At 72.4% G+C, this 17,680-nt stretch carries 15 protein-coding genes; 6 read left to right on the forward strand and 9 right to left on the reverse strand.

The window, feature by feature from the left end; translation table 11 throughout:
• Window positions 1–114 precede the first annotated feature (114 nt).
• A complete protein-coding gene (locus tag PYS65_RS12170) occupies window positions 115–537 on the reverse strand; it encodes an MGMT family protein (RefSeq protein ID WP_279333968.1) in 423 nt (140 codons plus the stop codon).
• Between the two features lie 198 nt (window positions 538–735).
• Between PYS65_RS12170 and PYS65_RS12175 the strand changes: the two genes are divergently transcribed.
• Both PYS65_RS12175 and PYS65_RS12180 read left to right on the forward strand, forming a co-directional pair.
• The gene (locus PYS65_RS12175; protein WP_279333969.1) at window positions 736–3,564 is read left to right on the forward strand and encodes a lysylphosphatidylglycerol synthase transmembrane domain-containing protein; all 2,829 of its coding nucleotides are present in this window, start codon (window positions 736–738) and stop codon (window positions 3,562–3,564) included.
• A gap of 193 nt (window positions 3,565–3,757) precedes the next feature.
• Window positions 3,758–5,233, forward strand: a complete 1,476-nt coding sequence (locus tag PYS65_RS12180; RefSeq protein ID WP_279333970.1) for an alpha/beta hydrolase — start codon at window positions 3,758–3,760, stop codon at window positions 5,231–5,233.
• A 92-nt stretch (window positions 5,234–5,325) separates the two neighbouring features.
• Here the strand turns inward: PYS65_RS12180 and moeZ are convergent, their stop codons facing one another.
• The 7 genes from moeZ to PYS65_RS12215 all read right to left on the reverse strand — a co-directional run bounded on the left by moeZ (window position 5,326) and on the right by PYS65_RS12215 (window position 14,107).
• Window positions 5,326–6,504: an adenylyltransferase/sulfurtransferase MoeZ gene (moeZ, locus tag PYS65_RS12185; protein WP_279333971.1), complete on the reverse strand. Its 1,179-nt coding sequence runs from the start codon at window positions 6,502–6,504 to the stop codon at window positions 5,326–5,328.
• Between the two features lie 63 nt (window positions 6,505–6,567).
• A complete protein-coding gene (locus tag PYS65_RS12190; protein WP_387038565.1) occupies window positions 6,568–7,329 on the reverse strand; it encodes a spherulation-specific family 4 protein in 762 nt (253 codons plus the stop codon).
• A complete protein-coding gene (locus tag PYS65_RS12195) occupies window positions 7,317–8,345 on the reverse strand; it encodes an SDR family oxidoreductase (protein WP_279333972.1) in 1,029 nt (342 codons plus the stop codon). The genes PYS65_RS12190 and PYS65_RS12195 overlap by 13 nt, the downstream gene beginning before the upstream one ends.
• Window positions 8,346–8,385: 40 nt before the next feature.
• Window positions 8,386–9,534, reverse strand: coding sequence for a hypothetical protein (locus tag PYS65_RS12200; RefSeq protein ID WP_279333973.1), 1,149 nt, complete (start codon window positions 9,532–9,534; stop codon window positions 8,386–8,388).
• The gene (locus tag PYS65_RS12205) at window positions 9,531–11,279 is read right to left on the reverse strand and encodes a DUF3492 domain-containing protein (RefSeq protein WP_279333974.1); all 1,749 of its coding nucleotides are present in this window, start codon (window positions 11,277–11,279) and stop codon (window positions 9,531–9,533) included. The genes PYS65_RS12200 and PYS65_RS12205 overlap by 4 nt, the downstream gene beginning before the upstream one ends.
• A 225-nt stretch (window positions 11,280–11,504) precedes the next feature.
• Entirely contained in the window at window positions 11,505–13,025 is a 1,521-nt protein-coding gene (locus PYS65_RS12210) for a DUF3152 domain-containing protein (protein WP_279333975.1), read from the reverse strand.
• Window positions 13,026–13,033: 8 nt separating this feature from the next.
• A complete protein-coding gene (locus PYS65_RS12215; RefSeq protein WP_279333976.1) occupies window positions 13,034–14,107 on the reverse strand; it encodes an alpha/beta fold hydrolase in 1,074 nt (357 codons plus the stop codon).
• A gap of 223 nt (window positions 14,108–14,330) precedes the next feature.
• Here PYS65_RS12215 and PYS65_RS12220 point away from each other — a divergent pair, with 223 nt between their 5' ends.
• The 4 genes from PYS65_RS12220 (at window position 14,331) to PYS65_RS12235 (ending at window position 16,424) form a co-directional block, all read left to right on the forward strand.
• Window positions 14,331–14,558: a hypothetical protein gene (locus tag PYS65_RS12220; protein ID WP_279333977.1), complete on the forward strand. Its 228-nt coding sequence runs from the start codon at window positions 14,331–14,333 to the stop codon at window positions 14,556–14,558.
• Window positions 14,559–14,779: 221 nt separating this feature from the next.
• Window positions 14,780–15,424, forward strand: coding sequence for a TetR/AcrR family transcriptional regulator (locus PYS65_RS12225; RefSeq protein ID WP_279333978.1), 645 nt, complete (start codon window positions 14,780–14,782; stop codon window positions 15,422–15,424).
• 166 nt (window positions 15,425–15,590) lie between these two features.
• Window positions 15,591–15,818: a DUF3107 domain-containing protein gene (locus PYS65_RS12230; protein ID WP_279333979.1), complete on the forward strand. Its 228-nt coding sequence runs from the start codon at window positions 15,591–15,593 to the stop codon at window positions 15,816–15,818.
• Window positions 15,819–16,154: 336 nt separating this feature from the next.
• Entirely contained in the window at window positions 16,155–16,424 is a 270-nt protein-coding gene (locus tag PYS65_RS12235) for a hypothetical protein (protein ID WP_279333980.1), read from the forward strand.
• 43 nt (window positions 16,425–16,467) lie between these two features.
• On the opposite strand, the gene PYS65_RS12240 is transcribed toward PYS65_RS12235, so the two are convergent.
• Window positions 16,468–17,223, reverse strand: a complete 756-nt coding sequence (locus PYS65_RS12240) for a ferritin-like fold-containing protein (protein WP_279333981.1) — start codon at window positions 17,221–17,223, stop codon at window positions 16,468–16,470.
• Window positions 17,224–17,680: the final 457 nt, after the last annotated feature.

Genomic DNA, 17,680 nt, shown 5'->3' on the forward strand with positions numbered 1-17,680 from the left:
GGGAGTGCGGAAGCAGGGCCTCCGTATTTTCCCTCCCGACGCTCGCGGCACGCGTGTCACTCGCCCCACGAACGTACGTCATGGCACGGTCGTGCCCCGTTTCCCCCATACGGATCACAGGTCGCACGGCGGTGTGTCCGATGCCGGAAGCTGGCTGGTGTGACCCTCCCCGTGGCCGCCGTCCCACCGTGCGCGCCTCATCTCGAGGCGCGGCTGGTGTCCTTCCGCGGCCCGGCTCGCCTCCTTGAGCGGAGTGCCCTCCGCGCGGTAGTGGCCGAGGGCTCTCAGCTCGTGTCCCGGCAGCAGCACACCGTCCGCGCGGACGACACGCCACCACGGGACGGCTCCGCCGTAGAGCGCCATCACACGTCCCACCTGGCGCGGGCCGCCCTCCCCCAGCCACTCGGCCACGTCGCCGTACGTCATGACGCGGCCCGGCGGGATCCGCTCGGCCACCTCGAGGACCCGCTCGGCGTACTCGGGCAGGGCGTCCGCGTGCCGGGGGCCGGTGCCGGACGGGAGGCTCTCCTGACTCATCCGACCCATCCTGCACCACCCCACCGACAACGCGGCCGACCGTGTGACGGGTACGCGCGCGTGCGTATGCCTCGCCCGGGGACCGCGCTTCGGGCAGACTGTGCGGCTCCGCAGGGGGACCCTGATGCCCCCTTGTGGCGGTACGGCATGCCACCATCGTGCGGGTGGTGACTGGTGATACGAGAGCAAGAAGAGGCGATGGAACAGCAGGGTGCGCACCCCGGGGACGCGGCGGGCACCTCTGACGCCTCGTCGCATCCGGACACCGGGAACACCGGCCCGCAGGACGCCGACGCGCAGGCCGCCGGCACCGAGGCGGTGGGAAAGCAGGCCGCTCCGGGCCCTCCCGACGGCACGGACAGGACAGACAAAACGGAAGGGGCGGGCGGCGCCGGCGTCACCGATCCGGCGCACAGCGACGAGGTCGAGGGCGACGAGCCCCTGCTCCCCGCGCGCGTGCACCGCCCGTCCGATCTCATGCGACTGCTCGTCGGTGTACTCGCCGTCGGGGCCCTGCTGGCGGTCGCCGCCTTCGCCCACGGCACCACCTCGGGGCTGGAACAGGACATCACCAAGGGCACCGGCCAGGCGCCCGACCTGCTCATCAAGATCGCCGGTCTGGCCTCCAGCATCGCGATCCTGCTCGTACCGGTGGCCTTCGCCATCGAACGGCTGATCAAACGGGACGGACTGCGCATCGCCGACGGGGTGCTCGCCGCCGTCCTCGCGCACGGCGTGACACTCGCCACCGACCTGTGGGTCGCGCGGGCCGCACCCGGCTCGATCCAGGATGCGCTGACCCAGCCCTCCCCCGGCGACATACACGTTCTCACCGACCCGGTGCACGGCTACCTGGCTCCGGTCATCGCCTACATGACGGCCGTCGGCATGTCCCGCAGACCCAGATGGCGCACGGTGCTGTGGGTCGTGCTGCTTCTCGACGCCTTCTCGATGCTCGTCACCGGGTACACGACTCCGTTCTCCATCATCCTGACGGTGCTGATCGGCTGGACCGTCGCCTACGGCACCCTCTACGCGGTCGGTTCGCCCAATGTGCGCCCCACCGGACAGACCCTGATGGCGGGCCTGCGGACCGTCGGCTTCCGTCCCGTGAGCGCGTCCCGCCAGGAAGCCCCGGACGCCGTCGAGGCCGGGGACCGGGGCCGCCGCTACTTCGTCACCCTGGAGGACGGTCCGCCGCTGGACGTGACGGTGGTCGACCGTGAGCAGCAGGCACAGGGCTTCTTCTACCGCACGTGGCGCAATCTGACCCTGCGCGGCTTCGCCACCCGCAGCAGTCTCCAGTCCCTGCGCCAGGCGCTGGAGCAGGAGGCGCTGCTGGCGTACGCGGCCATCGCGGCCGGTGCCAACGCGCCCAAGCTGATCGCGACCTCCGAGCTCGGCCCCGACGCGGTGATGCTCGTCTACGAGCACAGCGGCGGGCGCGCCCTGGACTCGCTGCCGGACGAGGAGATCACCGACGAGCTGCTGCGCGGCGCCTGGCGTCAGGTGCAGGCGTTGCAGTCCCGCCGGATCGCGCACCGCAGGCTGGTCGGTGACGCGATCCTGGTGGATCGTTCCGGCAAGGTGATCCTCACCGACCTGCGCGTCGGTGAGATCGCCGCCGGCGATCTGCTGCTGCGCATGGACGTCTCCCAGCTGCTGGTGACCCTCGGGCTCAGGGTGGGCGCCGAACGGGCGGTGGCCTCCGCGCTGAGCGTGCTCGGCCCCGACGCCGTGGCGGACTGCCTGCCGATGCTCCAGCCCATCGCGCTGAGCCGCTCCACCCGCGGGACCCTGCGCCGGCTCGCCCGGGAACGGGCGCACCGCGACCGTGAGGCGGTCCTGGAGGCCTCCCGGCAGGCCAAGCTGCTCCGCGCGGAACAGGCCGCGGCGGACCAGGCCGAGGGGCCTGCGACCGGGTCCACCGCGGCCGGGAAGCCGGACAAGAAGACCGTGCGGGCGGAGCAGCGGGCCGAGAAGCGGGCCATCGACGAGGCGCTGGAGGAGGCCCGCGAGGAGGACCTGCTCACGCAGATCCGGCACGAGGTGCTGCGGATCAGGCCGCAGGCGCCGGTGGAGCCGGCCCGGCTGGAGCGGGTGCGTCCGCGCACGCTGATCAGTTTCATCGCCGGTGCCATCGGCGGGTACTTCCTGCTGACGCAGCTCACCCACATCGAGTTCGGGCCGCTGATCTCCAACGCGGAGTGGGGCTGGGTGGTGGCGGCCGTGCTGTTCTCGGCGGCCAGCTACTTCGCCGCCGCCCTGGCGCTGCTGGGGTTCGTCCCGGAGCGGGTGCCGTTCGTCAGGACGGTGGCGGCGCAGGTCGCCGGTTCCTTCGTGAAGATCGTCGCCCCGGCGGCGGTGGGCGGTGTCGCCCTGAACACCCGGTTCCTCCAGCGTGCCGGGGTGCGGCCGGGACTCGCCGTGGCCAGTGTCGGCGCCTCGCAGTTGTTCGGGCTGGGCTGCCACATCCTGATGCTGCTGGCGTTCGGTTATCTGACCGGGACCGAGAAGACGCCCTCACTGTCGCCGTCCCGCACGGTCATCGCGGGTCTGCTGACGGTGGCGGTGCTGGTGCTCGTGGTGACCTCGGTGCCGTTCCTGCGGAAGTTCGTCGTCACGCGCGTGCGGTCGCTGTTCGCGGGTGTCGTGCCGCGGATGCTCGACGTGCTGCAGCGTCCGCAGAAGCTGGCCACCGGCATCGGCGGCATGCTGCTGCTGACCGCCTGCTTCGTGCTGTGCCTGTACGCCTCCGTCCGGGCGTTCGGCGACGGGACGACGTCGGTCAGCCTCGCCGGCGTGGCGGTGGTCTTCCTCGCGGGCAACGCGCTGGGGTCGGCGGCTCCCACCCCGGGAGGTGTGGGCGCGGTCGAGGCGACCCTGACGGTCGGTCTGATCGCGGTCGGTCTGCCCAGCGAGGTCGCCGCGCCGGCGGTGCTGCTGTTCCGGCTGCTGACGCTGTGGCTGCCGGTGCTCCCGGGCTGGCTGGCCTTCAACCACCTCACCCGCAAGGAAGCGCTGTAGTCCGCTGTCAACCGCTGTGGTCCGCTGCGGCTCAAGGAGGCGCGCCAAACGGGGACCGTCTGCTCCTGTTCCCCGCGAAATAGCAGGTCAGAGGGTTATCCACAGGTTTCCCGCACGAACCCGGGATCTGCCTACCATGGCCTGACCGCCATCCGCCGCACGGCGCGGACGGCCCGCGAGGGGGATGTGGCACATGACGCGTTTCGCACGGTGGACGGCTCTGGCGGTCTCCGCCGCGCTCCTGGCGGCGGGGTGCAGCGGCGGCTCGTCCGATGACGAGAGGGACGGGACGGCGTTCGGCTGGGGGCGCTGCGAGGCCTCCGACGGCGCGCCCGCACCCGGCGCCGACTGGCAGTGCGGCACGCTCGAGGTGCCGCTCGACTGGGCGAAACCGGACGGCGAGACGATCGAACTGGCCCTGATCCGGGCGAAGGCCACGGGGGACGACCGCCTCGGGTCACTGCTGTTCAACTTCGGCGGCCCCGGCGGCTCCGGCGTGTCGATGATGCCCGCCTACGCCCCGAACGTCTCGAAGCTGCGTGAGCGGTACGACCTGGTGAGCTGGGACCCGCGGGGAGTGGCCGCCAGCGAGGGCGTCCGCTGCCGGGAGGACGAGGAGATCCAGGCGGCCGAGTCGGTGGACACCACCCCGGACACCCCGGCCGAGGAGCGGGCCTACTTCCGGGACGCCGCGGACTTCGGGCAGGGCTGCCAGGAGGCGGCCGGAAAGCTGCTGGCACACGTGTCGACCACCGACACCGCCCGCGACCTGGACCGCATCCGGCGGACGCTCGGCGACGACAGGCTGAACTACTTCGGGATCTCGTACGGCACCGAGCTCGGCGGGGTCTACGCCCACCTGTTCCCCGAGAAGGTGGGCCGGATGAACCTCGACGCGGTCGTCGACCCGACCGCCGACACGATGGGGCACGCCAAGAACCAGGCGCGCGGTTTCCAGCGCGCGCTGGAGAACTATCTGAGGTCCACCGGCCGGGATCCCGAGCAGGGGACCCGTGAGATCGCCCAGCTGCTGGACCGGATCGACGCCGAGCCGCTGCCCACGTCCTCGGCCGGCCGGGAACTGACCCAGACGCTGGCGCTGACCGGCATCGTCCTCCCGCTGTACACCAAGGAGGGCTGGCCCGCGCTGACCGGTGCCCTGCAGGCCGCGGAAAAGGGAGACGGCTCGGCACTCCTCGCCCTGGCCGACGGCTACAACGAGCGCGACGCGTCGGGCCGCTACAGCACGACGACCCACTCGCAGCGGGTCATATCGTGCTCGGACGCCAAGCAGCGGCCGACGGCGGCGCAGACGAAGAAGCTGCTGCCGGAGTTCGAGCGGATCTCGCCGGTGTTCGGGCCGTTCCTCGGCTGGGACACGGCGGGCTGGTGCCACGACTGGCCGGTGCCGGGCCGACACGACACCCCGGAGGTGAGCGCGCCGGGCGCGGCGCCGATCCTGGTGATCGGCAACACCGGCGACCCGGCCACCCCGTACGAGGGTGCCCGGCGGATGGCGGACGAGCTGGGCGAGGACGTGGGGGTCGTGCTCACCTGGAAGGGCGAGGGCCACGGCGCGTACGGCAGTGGGAGCGACTGCGTCGACTCCACCGTGAACGCGTATCTGCTGGACGGCACGGTGCCGAAGGACGGCAAGGTCTGCTCATGACGACGGCGGGGGTCTCACGCACCCGTGGTGCGCGAGACCCCCGCCTCGGTCTCTCGTCCGGATCAGGCCGGCATCGCGGTGGTGGACCGGGGTCAGTAGATCGGCTTCGACGGCTCGATCTGGTTGACCCAGCCGACCACGCCGCCGCCGAGGTGGACGGCGTCGGCGAAGCCCGCGGACTTCAGGACCGCGAGGACTTCCGCACTGCGGACACCCGTCTTGCAGTTCAAGACGATCTTCTTGTCCTGCGGCAGGCTCTCCAGGGCGTTGCCCATGAGGAACTCGTTCTTCGGGATCAGCCGGGCGCCGGGGATGGAGACGATCTCGAACTCGTTCGGCTCACGGACGTCGATGAGCTCGATGTTCTCACCCTCGTCGATCCACTCCTTGAGCTGCTTGGGAGTGATCGTGGAGTCGGCGGCCGCCGCCTGGGCCTCCTCGGAGACGACGCCGCAGAAGGCCTCGTAGTCGATGAGCTCGGTGACGGTCGGGTTCTCGCCGCAGACCGCGCAGTCGGGGTCCTTGCGGACCTTGACCTGGCGGTACTGCATCTCCAGGGCGTCGTAGATCATCAGGCGGCCGACCAGCGGCTCACCGATGCCGGCGAGGAGCTTGATGCCCTCGTTGGCCTGGATGGAGCCGATCGACGCGCACAGCACGCCCAGGACGCCGCCCTCGGCGCAGGAGGGGACCATGCCGGGGGGCGGGGGCTCCGGGTAGAGGCAGCGGTAGCAGGGACCGTGCTCGGACCAGAAGACGGAGGCCTGGCCGTCGAAGCGGTAGATCGAACCCCAGACGTAGGGCTTGTTCAGCAGCACGCACGCGTCGTTGACCAGGTAGCGGGTCGCGAAGTTGTCCGTGCCGTCGATGATCAGGTCGTACTGGCTGAAGATGCCCATCACGTTGTCGGACTCGAGCCGCTCTTCGTGCAGGACCACGTTCACGTACGGGTTGATGCCCTTGATCGTGTCCCGTGCGGACTCGGCCTTCGGCCGGCCGATGTCGGCCTGGCTGTGGATGACCTGCCGCTGCAGGTTCGACTCGTCGACCTCGTCGAACTCCACGATGCCGAGCGTGCCCACGCCCGCCGCGGCCATGTACATCAGTCCTGGCGAACCCAGGCCGCCGGCGCCGACGAACAGCACCTTGGCGTTCTTCAGCCGCTTCTGCCCGTCCATCCCCACATCGGGGATGATCAGGTGGCGGGAGTACCTGCGAACCTCGTCTACGGTGAGCTCGGGGGCCGGCTCGACCAGGGGTGGCAACGACACGGGGACTCCGTTGGTCGGTCAATCACTACGGTTGTTCTCCCCCCAACACTGCCACGGCCTTTTTCATTCCGAGACACCCATCCCGATGCGCGAGACGAGATCGTCCCAGTAGCCGGGCAGCGGTTCCCAGGGGTCGGTCCGGCCGTCACGGGCCGTGCGGTCGGTGAGGTAGACGGTCGCGGCGCCCTGCCAGCGGGCGATGCGCAGCGCCTCCTCCAGGTGCGGTCCGGGCACTCCGTGGACGAAGTGGCAGAACCGCTCGGGCGGATGGTCGGCGGTCCACTCCGCCACCTGCGACCAGCGGTAGTCGCTCCACGGGCCGGAGAAGGTGACCAGTTGGTCCGCGATCTCGGCGTGGCCCGGGTACGGGTGGGTGCCGTGGCCGAGGACGATGTGGGCATCGTCACGGATCACGCGGAGTGCGCCGACCGTCCGCCGGACCTCGGGGAGCGCGGCCCGGTCCGCGGGGCAGCGGTCCAGGAGGAATCCGTCGACCTGGTACCAGTCGATGAACCGGTGGGCCTTGGAGATCAGCTCGCCGGAGCCGCTCAGACCGTAGGCCGAGTCGAGATGGCCCAGGACGCGGACACCGGCGTTGCGCAGCCGGCCGGCTGCCTCCAGGCAGTGCGGGTCGGGTCGCACGCCGGGACCGTTGGCCACGTTCAGAACGACCCAGTGCAGAGGGCCCCCGGCCCCCGGGCGGGTGAGCGCGTTCCACTCGGCCGGGGCGAGGAGGGGGTGCGCCAGACCGGGGACGCCGAAGCCGGTACGGACGCCGGTATCAGTGCCGGTGCCGGCTCCGGCCTCGGGGATCAGATACGACACGCCGCCTCCATCCAGATGTCGGCGAGGGACTCCTCGAGGTTGATCCTGGGGCGCCAGCCGAGCCGGTCGCGCGCGGTGCGCACGTCCGCCTGCTGCCAGCTGCCGCAGCCGTCCGGGTACGGGTACGCGACCGACGCCGCGTGGTGGTCGGACTCGCTCCGCGGGTGGCCGATGCCCGGCCTGAGATGCGGGGTGTGGGCGGTATGGCCCGTGTGGGTGGCGTGGGTGGTGTGGATGCCGTGGGCGGCCTGGACACCGGGCGGGCCGTCGAGTTCGTGGAGGACCCCGCCGTATCCGGCCACGCGGGCGAGGACCGCGGCGGCGTCCCGCAGGCGGACGGCACGGCCCGAGCCGATGTTGATGACCCCCTGCGCGGCGGAGAGCGAGGCGGCGTGCACGGCACGGGCCACGTCCCGGACGTCGACGAAGTCGCGCTGGGCACCGAGACCGCCGAGCTTCAGCTCGCCCTCGCCGGACTGCATGGCGCGCCGCATCGCCTCGGCGAGGCGGCCGAGCGGGGAGCCGGCGGGGGTGCCGGGCCCCGCGGGTGAGAAGACCCGCAGGACCACGGCGTCCAGCCCGGAGCCGAGAACCAGTTCGGTCGCGGCGAGCTTGCTGACGCCGTACGGGCCACCGGGACGGGGGACGGCGTCCTCCGCCGTGGAGGAACCGGGCTGGCTGGGGCCGTACTCCGCGCTGCAGCCGATCTGCACGAGGCGGGCGCCGCAGCCGCTGCGGCGCAGGGCCTCGCACACGGTGGCGACGGCGACGGTGTTGTGCCGGGTGAGTTCCCGGGCCCCGCCACGGGTGGCACCGGCGCAGTTGACCACCACACCGGGGTGGACGGCGTCGAGGAACCGGGTGAGCGCGCCGGGGCTGCCGGTGGCGAGGTCGAAGCGGACGTCGGCGTCGTCGCCGCGGCCGAGGACGGTGAGCTGGACGGCCGGGTCGGCGAGCAGACGGTCGGCGACGAAACGGCCGATGTACCCGTTGGCTCCGATCAGCAGGACTCTCATCGGGCGGCTCCTGTGGCGGCCGGGGCCGCTGGGCGGGTGGTCATGTGGGATCTCCTTGCAGGGGTGCCTGCGGCCGGACGTGCGCCGAGGCTCGGGGGAGTGTGCGGGTTGCGTGGATCAGGAGGGTCAGGGCCGCCGCGCCACAGGTGAGGGCGGGGACCGCGGCGGGACCCCAGGCTGCGACCAGGCTTTCCACGGGGGTGGCCAGCGCGCCGCAGCCGGGGAGGCGGGCCGCGAAGACCGTGGCCGGGGCGGCTGCCTGGGCCAGGACGGCGGCGACGAGGACCACCTTCGGGGCACGGGTGAAGCCGTGGAGGGCGAGGAGGCGGGCCAGGAAGAGGAGGGCGCCCAGGGAGAGCACCTCGAAGGGGGTGAAGGGCTCGTCCAGGGCCGTGGCGCAGAGGGAGAGGAGAACGGCCAGAGCACACAGGAACAGTGCGAGGACGCCGAACAGCAGGGGGCGGACGGAGGCGGTGAAGTCTTCGAGGCCTCGGCTGGTCGCGAGTCCGCGGCGGGCCCGTGCGGTGAACAGGCCCGCGCCCCAGGCGCCGGGGGCGCAGGCCAGGGTGAGCGCCAGGACCGGGGCGACGGTGAGCGGCCAGTCTCCGTCGACGGCGCCGGTGGGCGGGCCGTCGGGGCCACCGGCGATCGCGGTGTGGAGCAGGCCGTCGCCCAGGACGGCGTAGCCGATGAGCCAGCAGGTCCACGTCGCCGTACCGGGGGCGGGTGGGCGGGCGGCGCCGAGCGGGCCCCGGCGCAGGACCGCGCGTGCGGCCAGGGCTACGGCGAGCACGCCCACGGCGACCGCGTAGAGGCGGGTCTGGCCGTGGGTGAGGCGCAGGGCGGTCACCGACGCCACACCGAGGGCCCCGGGGAGCAGCGTGAGGGCGATCCAGCCGACGCGGATCTCGGGGGCGGCGGTGGCGGAGGGGCCGGGGGCGTCGTGGTCGCGGGGGATCCGGGCGTACAGCTCCTCCGCGAGGGAGAAGACGTCCCGGTGCCGGAAGCGTGCGGCGGTCCGGTCGGTGACGCCGTGCGCCTCCAGGCCCGCCGCGATCTCCAGGGGGTCCACGGCACGTTCGCACAGCTCTCGGTGGCGGTGCAGCAGCGCCTTCACGGGGTCGGCGGTGCCCGGGCGGGTGGCGGCGGGCCGGGCCGGGTCCCGGTCCAGTTCGTCGAGTCCGGTCATCGTGCCGCCTCCGTCGCGGGGACCAGTGGAGTGGCCGGCACCGGGGTGGCCGACGCCGGGGTGGGCGGCCTCAGGACGTCCGTGGCCCGCTCGGGGGTGCCGGTGGCCCAGGCGGGGGCGGTGCGGAACGGCGGGCGGGAGGCGGGGCCGGTCCGGTCGACGGGGACGTGGACCTCGGCGGGGGTGGCGAAGGGCAGGGGGTCACCGGTGTCGTTCAGCAGGACGCGGTGGACCGGGCTGTGCGCCGCGATCTCCAGGTACAGGTCGTGGAACGCGGCGACGTTCTGCTCGACGGTGAACAGTTCGAGTGCGCGGGCGCGCGCGGCGGCGCCGAGGCGCGCCCGGCGCTCGGGGTCGCGCAGCAGCGCGACGCATGCCTCGGCGAGCGCCCGCGGGTCGCGGGGCGGTACGACGAGACCGGTTCCGCCGATGACCTCGACCACCGCGCCGACGTCCGTGGACACCGTCGCGCGGGCGGAGAGCATCGCCTCGACGAGACCGTCCGGGAACCCCTCGACGACACTCGACAGGACGATCACGGCGCCCGAGGCGTACGCCTCGGCCCGGACGGTGGGTTCCGGGCCGCCGATCTCCTCGAAGGACACCGGACCGGTGCCGGCGGGGTGCGGGCCGCCCTCGGCTCCGCCCGGGAAGAGGCGCGCGGCCAACGCCCGGCAGTGCTCCAGGTAGGCGGCGCCCACCGGGCCGGCCGGTCCGCCGATGATCCGCAGGCGGGCTCCGGGCACCTCGGCGCGGATGCCGGAGAACGCGTGCAGCAGGGAGACCAGGTCCTTGGCGGGCTCCACCCGGCCGGTCCACACGAGGGTGTCCGGGTTCGCGTGCTCCGGGGACTCCTCCGCCTCCACGAAGGGCGTGGCGTCCATTCCGGGGTGGACGGTGCGGATCCTCGCCCGGTCGGCACCGCAGCGTTCCTGCCAGCGACGGGCGTGGGTGTTGCCCGGGGTGACGAACGCGGCCCGCCGGTAGGTCTCGGCGGCGAGCCGGCCGTGGAAGGCCGCGAGCAGGGACCGGACCGCCGGTGGGGCGTCCGGGCGGGTCAGGTAGTGCGTGCGCAGCCGCACGCCGTACTCGGTCACCAGCAGGGGGACGTCGAAGAAGTGTCCGGCGAGCAGGCCCGGCAGGGCGGCCGTGCCGCCGGAGGCGGCGTGACACAGGTCGACCGCGCCGAGCCCGTCCTCCTCGTACCAGTCGAGCGAGAGGGGGCGCAGGGCGTGCTGCAGACGGGCGGCCACGGTCAGCAGGTCCGGTACCCGGGCCTCCCGCGCGGCGCGCAGCACGCGGGGCGCGCGACAGGCGCGTTCCAGGATGCGTACGGCGGTCTCGGAGCGGAGGGCGGCGTCGAGACCGCCCTCGTCGTGGGCCAGTTCGGCGAGGCCGTACAGAGCGTGGGCGAAACGGTCCGCCTCGGCCGGGGCGCGGGTCGCCGCGGGGTCCGCCGCGCTGAGCACGGCGGCGAGTTCGCCGTAGTGCTCGGTGAATCGCCGGCGCGCGCGCCTGCCGTGCACCACCCCGTCGTCCTCGGTCGTCCACAGCGGCGCGGTGCGCACCCTGGTGACCTGCGGCGGCAGCGGTACCCAGCCGGCGTCTTCCTGGGCCTGGCTGCGGCTGAACGCGTAGACGTCGAACTCGTGGTGCCCGAGTCCGCGCACGAGACGGTCGCACCAGAGTCCGGCGTCACCGCCCACATACGGATAGCCACCCTCCGTAAGCAGTCCGATGCGCACGAGTGCACCCCCGATCTCCCGTATGGGGAGCCGCCGTTGGTCCGACGGCTCGCAGCGGGACGAACGTATGCGGACAAGGTGGGGGTGTGATGGACGGTTGTCCGTCGCACCATCAAAAGGGGTGAACGGTCGTAACTTTCCCGCACGGGACGCGTTCGGTCGCGCTATGCGATCAGATGTGCGATCGACCGGCGCCGGACGCGACCGGCGTGCCCGGCCGGGGCGTCAGCCCTTCGGATAGGGCCAGGGGTTCGGCCGGCAGCTGATTCCGCCGTGGTCGAGGAACTTGGTCTGCTGCTGCATGACCGGGGCCAGATCGCCGTCCTTGTCGCAGGTGAGGTGGTTGTACCCCAGGCGGTGGCCGATCTCGTGGTTGATCAGCATCTGCCGGTAGGCGAGAAGCTCCTCGCCGTACGTCTCGGCGCCCTGCGCCCACCGGAACGCGTTGATCATCACGCGCTCGGTGGCCGCCGAGTCGCAGGAGACGTTGTCCACCGTGGTGTCGAGTCCGGACCTGGCGCACCAGTCGGCGGTCGTCCCGGGGCTGGCGAGCGTGATGACGAAGTCGGGGCGGCCCGAGTGGATGCGCTCGAAGGCACGGGCGCCGTTGTGCGACCAGCTGCGGTTGTCGTCGAGCGTCCGCCGCACCGCCTCGGCGAAGAGTTCGCCGTCGAGGCCGAGCCCCTGCTCCACATCGACGCGGTAGGTGAGCTTCTGCCCCGTGCCCCGCGCCTTGTCGATCCCGGGGATCGCGTCGAACTTCCCCGAACCCGCGAGGGAGTCGGCGATCGGGTACTTCTTCTCCATCTTCTGCTCGTACGTCAACGGCACGGCGTCGGACGGCGCCTCCGAGGCCTCGTCCCGCCCGGCCCCGCGCGAGCCGGAGTCCCGGATGTCGCGCGCCGACTGGTCGATGGCGGACTGCGCCTGTACGTCGTCGGCGGCGGCGTCGGGTTCGTCGGCGACCTGGCCCGCCACGACGACGGCCAGCACGGTGGTCACGGCGGCGGCCGCGATCCCGGTGAACGCGCGCCCCTTGGCGCCCTTGGTCTCCGCCGGCGCTCCGGCGGGTGACGCGTCGTCACGGTCGGCCGGGGCACGGGCTGCCGACGCGGTGTCCCCACCGGTGACGGCGGCGTAGGGGTCCGTCGCGTACGCGGAGTCCGTCGCGAAGGTCCGGTGGGCCGGGTCGCGGGGCGTGAAGAGGCCGCCCTCCTCGCCGAAGGCGTCGAGGTAGTCCTGTCGCGGTCCGCGCGGATCGCGGGGTCCGCGCGGACCCCGCGCTTCCCACGGCCCCTCGAAAGGCGCCTGGCGCTGTCGCGGCAGGGACACGCCCCCGTCGGCCGGCCCGGGATGCCCCGGGTACCCGGGATACCCGGCTCCCGGGTGCGGCCCCCTCAACTCGCCCCAGCCACCGCCGGGTTCCCGCTGCTCGGGATGCCCGCCATCACGGACGCGCGGAACGCCGTGGACGGGGGTGCCGTCGGGCATGCGCGGCACTCCGGGCGCGGGTGTCCCGTCCGGGAGCCACCCGTCCGGCAGACGTGGCGCCCCGTGAACAGGAGGCCCGTACCCCGCGGGCGGGCCGTGGTCCGGCGCTCCACGGCTCGGCGGAACCAGGCCGTCCGGGCGGGCTCCTCCCCGGCCGTCACTGCCCCGGCCGCCCCGGGACCTCCGGTCGGCACGTGCCGCCGGATCCGCGGCGCCCCCCTTGGGGGCGGGTCCGCGACGGCTGTGGCGTCCCACCTGGTGCCTCAGCCCCTCAGGTTCTCGGCGGTGGCCCCGCCGTCGGCGGCCTCGTCCGCAGCGGTGCCGGCGGCCGAGCCCGAAGCGCCCTTCGCGCCTGGCTCCAAAGTATCCCCCTTGACCGCTGAATCCGTTGCATCCGCGAGGAGTTCACGGAAAGCAGCGGCCACGACCTCGGGGTATTCCATCATCGCCACGTGCCCCGCGTCGGGCAGGGTGACCAGTCTGGAGTCGCGGAACGCACGGGCCGCGCGCCCGGCCATGCGGAAGCCGACGAGTTGGTCCCGGCCGCCGTACAGCAGCAGCGTCGGCGCGAGCACCCGCTCGGCCTGGCGCCACAGACCGTGCTGACCACCCAGGGTGTACGCGTTGACGAGTCCCCGCGCGGAGCGCGCCATGGCGTCCCAGAAGTACGGCAGCCGCAGTCGCCGCTCCATCTCCTGCACGGCGTTGCCGAACGCCTCCGGCGACACCTGCGCGGGGTCCCCGTAGCAGAGGGCGACGACGCCGCGGACGCGCTGCTCCGCCGACCACTCCTGGGTGATCCGGGTGAAGAGCCGGGCGACTCCGGGCACCGCCAGCAGTCCCGTGGGCACCGCGGTGCGCTGCACCCGCAGCTCGGGCAGGGCCGGTGACACCAGCGTGAGCGTGCGGACGAGGTCGGGGCGTACCGCGGCGACGCGGGTGGCGACCGCGCCGCCCAGCGAGTTGCCGAAGAGGTGGACGGAGCCGCGCCCGGAAGAGTCGAGATAGCGGATCACCGCGCGCGCGTGCGCCGAGATCGAGTAGTTGCCGTCGTCCGGGGGCGGCGAGTCGCCGAAGCCCGGAAGGTCGACCGCCTCGCTGTCGACGACGTCGTCCAGGTGCGGCATCAACGCCGACCAGTTCTGCGACGATCCTCCCAGCCCGTGGATGTGGAGCGCGGCCGGCAGGCCCTCACGTGCGGGGGGCCTCGACCGCACCGACAGGGTGACGCCGGGCAGTTCGACCGATCTGAGGCGCTCGCCCTCCGCGACCCTGACGGCGGCCACCCTGGGCAGCACGGTCGCGGGCGGCACGGACGGCAGGTCGGTCGAGGACATGCCGCAATGTTACGAGACGATCACACGGGAGCTCGTGTGTTCGCGATCACAGGGGAAGCTCCGGACATCGGCCGGCCACCGCGGGCCCCGACTGTGCGCACCGTGTCACAACCCGATCGCGGATCGCATAGCGCCCGGATCGGGTGTCTCCTAGGCTCATACCGAGGGCACCCGTACGTGGCCCCGCATTTTCCGGGGACGTCCATAGGAAGGGAGCCCAGCCATGGCCATAGATCCCACCGACCCCGAGACGTTCGAGGAAACCGAGGACGCTCTCGAGGACCAGGAGTACGACGTCGAGGCACCCGAGGTCGACGCGGCCGAGCAGCGCGCGGACCTCGAGCAGGACCGCGACGACCCGCTGACCGGAGCCGACGCCGACCGCGCCAACGAGGCGGACCTGGCCGAGCAGGCCAGGGTCGTCTCCCTCCACGAGGAGGACTACCGGTGAAAGTGACGACCACCGGTGAAGGCGACGGTGCCGGAACAAGGCGGCACCGTCCGGGAGGGAGGTCCCATCCTGCCCTCATTGTCAGGCTTTGAAACGGTCCGTGACTCTTTCACCACAGTCCGGTCCGTGAAATTCTGCGCCCTCAGCGCGCACACCACGGTTACCGAAAAGTACGATGGCGGCGCGGCTCACACCGCACGTGGACGAGAAGGGGAGGCGGCGTGACAGCCATCGAGCAGACAGAGGCCGTGCGCCCGAGGGGCACACGCCTGCCGCGCCGTGCCCGACGGAACCAGTTGCTGGGCGCCGCCCAGGAAGTATTCGTCGCGCAGGGCTACCACGCGGCGGCGATGGACGACATCGCCGAGCGTGCGGGCGTCAGCAAGCCGGTGCTCTACCAGCACTTCCCGGGCAAACTCGATCTCTACCTGGCCCTGCTGGACCAGCACTGCGAGGCGCTGATCCAGTCGGTGCGCCACGCGCTCGCGTCGACGAACGACAACAAGCAGCGCGTACGGGCGACCATGGACGCCTACTTCGCGTACGTGGAGGACGACGGCGGGGCCTTCCGCCTGGTCTTCGAGTCGGACCTGACGAACGAGCCCGCGGTGCGCGAGCGCGTCGACCGGGTCACCAACGACTGCGCCGAGGCGATCTGCGACGTCATCGCCGAGGACACCGGCCTGTCGCGCGAGGAGTCGATGCTGCTCGCCTCGGGGCTGGGCGGTCTGGCCCAGGTGGTGGCGCGGTCCTGGCTGCACAGCGACCGCACCGTGCCCCGCGACCAGGCGGTGCAGTTGCTGGCCTCGCTGGCCTGGCGGGGCATCGCCGGATTCCCGCTGCACGGCAACGAGCAGCAGTTCTGACGGCTCCCGGGGGCGTTGCCGGGTGAACGGGGAGCATTTTGTTCCCCTCGGCTGTTCGCTCCTGGCGTTGCGGGGGCTGAGCGTGCACATCCCCTCACCGGGCTAATGTGTGCTGGGTACGGCGCGGAAGGTCGCGCACTTCACTGACCGTCGGAGGGACATAGCCGTGGAGGTCAAGATCGGCGTGCAGCACGCGCCCCGCGAGATCGTTCTGGAGAGCGGTCAGAGCGCCGAGGAGGTCGAGCGCGTGGTGGCCGAGGCGCTGGCCGGAAAGTCGCAGCTGCTGACTCTCGTGGACGAGCACGGCCGCAAGGTCCTGGTCCCGGCCGACCGTCTCGCGTATATCGAGATCGGTGAGCCGGCCCCGCGCAAAGTGGGCTTCGGCGCGCTGTAGGCGACGACCGGCAGACAGCGGAAGGGCCCGGCGGTCTCGGATTCTCGACACCGCCGGGCCCTTCCGTGTCCCTCTCGGCCCTTCTCGGACTCTCCTCGGTACCTCTCGGCGCCTCCCGGCACCTCTCGGCCCTTCCCGCACCGTTACCCGTTCGGCCCTTCTCCCCTTGCCGTTCCCCCCGGCGTCGCCAGCCTTCTTCCCCGCCGCCTCCCGCCGCCCCGCCCTTCACCGATGGAGCACAGGTCGCGTACAGAGGAGGGTTGGGTTTCGCAGGTCAGGGGTAAGTCGGGCTACGACCGATGCGCTCAGGCCGGCCATGTGGGAGGGACCCCCGACATGTTCTTGGAAACGCTCAGCTCAGCGATCCTCGGCCTGGCCCTGGCCTGGGCGGCCACGCGCCGTCTCCCGCACCGCCTCCCCGCCCGCGCGCTGGTCCTGCCGACGGGCGTGGCCGGGGCCGTCTTCGGCGCGCTGATCACCCACAGCGCGCTGGACGCGGGCGGCCCGCTGACGGTCCTGTCCGGCGCCGCGATCGTCTCCGTGGCCTCGATGTCGCTGCTGCTGCGTCCCGCGGGCAGACTCCGCGGCCGGTCGGCGACCGCCTGACCGGCCGCCGACGTCGGCACGGGAGCTGACCGGGGCGGCTCCCTCAGGCCGCCAGCCCCAGGGCGGCCATCCGCTTGGTGTGGGCCTCGGTGATCCGGGAGAACATCCTGCCGACCTCCGCGAGGTCGAAGCCGTCCGCGACACCGCCGACGAGCATCGTCGACAGCGCGTCCCGGTCGGCCACCACCCGCTGCGACTGGGACAGCGCCTCACCCATCAGCCGGCGTGCCCACAGCGCGAGCCGTCCGCCCAGGCGCGGGTCCGCGTCGATCGCCGAGCGCACCTTCTCCACGGCGAAGCCGCCGTGCCCGGTGTCGTCGAGCACGGTCAGCATCAGCGCCCGGGTGTCGGAGTCCAGCCGGACCGCGACCTCCCGGTAGAAGTCACTGGCGATGGAGTCGCCCACGTAGGCCTTGACGAGCCCTTCGAGCCAGCCGGAGGGCGCCGTCTGCTTGTGGAAGCCCTCGTACGCGGCGACGAACGGCTCCATGGCGGCAGTCGGCTCCTCGCCGATCTCGGCCAGCCGGTCGCGCAGCCGCTCGAAGTGGTGGAACTCGGCCGACGCCATCTTGGCCAGTTCCGCCTTGTCCGCCAGCGTGGGAGCCAGCTTGGCGTCTTCCGCGAGCCGCTCGAACGCCGCGAGCTCTCCGTACGCGAGCGCGCCGAGCAGATCCACGACGGCGGCGCGGTACTGCGGCTCGGCGGAGGCGGCCGTCCAGTCCAGGGCGGCGATGCCGGTGGGTGCGGCCGGGGTGTCGGGGGTGTCCTCGGCGGGGTCAGGCTTGTCAGAGCTCGTCATAAACCGCACAATAGCCCGCTGATCGAGGGCCGGAAGGTGCTGGTCAACAGGTGTGACGACGACTACGTGGCCAAATCGGCCATGGCGTGTGCGCGAATTCGGGGTATGGTGGTAATGCGCCTGCCGAATACTTTGTCGTGTTCGACGGGGCGTATGTATGAGGATGCCCGGTCGGAGGCCCGATCGGCTCCGCCCCGACCGCTCTCCCTGACCGTACGGCACAGTGCGTACGACGATCGGAGGGACCCTCAGCGGTACGAGCGCTAGAGCGTCGGTAGTGGTCCCGTGCCCTACGGCATTCCCGTAAGGCAGCCGACGTCCCCGGCACGGTCCATAGACGACCCCCGCGCTCGCCTCGCACCGCGTACACAGAAGAGGCAGCACCCTGACTACGTTCCGAGAGCTCGGGATCCTCCCCGAGACCGCCGAAGCCCTGGAAGCCGTCGGCATCACCACC

The organism is Streptomyces cathayae, assembly GCF_029760955.1.
Lineage (GTDB): Bacteria > Actinomycetota > Actinomycetes > Streptomycetales > Streptomycetaceae > Streptomyces > Streptomyces cathayae.